A 1484-nucleotide genomic window follows, 5' to 3' on the forward strand; every position below is an offset into this window, starting at 1 on the left:
ACGCGTGATCAGCAAAAGCAGGGTAGATAATCACTCACTGAGTGACATCAACATCATGGCGTCTCAAGGCACCAAACGATCTTATGAACAGATGGAAACTGGTGGAGAACGCCAGAATGCCACTGAGATCAGAGCATCCGTTGGAAGAATGGTTGGTGGAATTGGGAGGTTTTACATACAGATGTGTACTGAACTCAAACTCAGCGACTATGAAGGAAGGCTGATCCAGAACAGCATGACAATAGAGAGAATGGTGCTCTCTGCATTTGATGAAAGGAGGAACAAATACTTGGAAGAACATCCCAGTGCTGGGAAAGACCCGAAGAAAACTGGAGGTCCAATTTATCGAAGGAGAGACGGGAAATGGATGAGAGAGCTGATTCTGTATGACAAAGAGGAGATCAGGAGGATCTGGCGCCAAGCGAACAATGGAGAAGACGCGACTGCTGGTCTCACTCACCTAATGATCTGGCATTCCAACCTAAATGATGCCACATACCAGAGAACTAGAGCTCTCGTGCGTACTGGGATGGACCCCAGAATGTGCTCTCTGATGCAAGGATCAACCCTCCCGAGGAGATCTGGAGCTGCGGGCGCAGCAGTAAAGGGAATCGGGACAATGGTGATGGAACTAATTCGGATGATAAAACGAGGGATTAATGATCGGAATTTCTGGAGAGGAGAAAATGGACGAAGAACAAGGATTGCATATGAGAGGATGTGCAACATCCTCAAAGGGAAATTCCAAACAGCAGCACAAAGAGCAATGATGGACCAGGTGCGGGAAAGCAGAAATCCTGGGAATGCTGAAATTGAAGATCTCATCTTTCTGGCACGATCTGCGCTCATCCTGAGAGGATCAGTGGCCCATAAGTCCTGCCTGCCTGCTTGTGTGTACGGACTTGCTGTGGCTAGTGGATATGACTTTGAGAGAGAAGGATATTCTCTAGTTGGAATAGATCCTTTCCGTTTGCTCCAAAACAGCCAGGTCTTCAGTCTCATTAGACCAAATGAGAATCCAGCACATAAGAGTCAATTGGTGTGGATGGCATGCCATTCTGCAGCATTTGAGGACCTAAGAGTCTCAAGTTTCATCAGAGGGACGAGAATAGTCCCAAGAGGACAACTATCCACCAGAGGAGTTCAAATTGCTTCAAATGAGAACATGGAAACAATGGACTCCAGCACTCTTGAACTGAGAAGCAGATATTGGGCTATAAGAACCAGGAGTGGAGGAAACACCAACCAACAGAGAGCATCCGCAGGACAAATCAGTGTGCAACCTACTTTCTCAGTACAGAGAAATCTTCCCTTCGAAAGAGCGACCATTATGGCAGCATTCACAGGAAATACTGAGGGCAGAACATCTGACATGAGGACTGAAATCATAAGAATGATGGAAAATGCCCGACCAGAAGATGTGTCCTTCCAGGGGCGGGGAGTCTTCGAGCTCTCAGACGAAAAGGCAACGAACCCGATCGTGC

The 1484-nt window shown here is 47.4% G+C and carries 1 protein-coding gene; it reads left to right on the forward strand.

Annotation, left to right across the window (positions count from 1 at the left end):
• Positions 1-91: 91 nt before the first annotated feature.
• The coding region (locus tag ACYVK3_RS21715) for a nucleoprotein (protein WP_460499443.1) at positions 92-1484 on the forward strand (1393 nt) is incomplete at its 3' end.

It is taken from the genome of Glycomyces tarimensis (genome assembly GCF_054776215.1).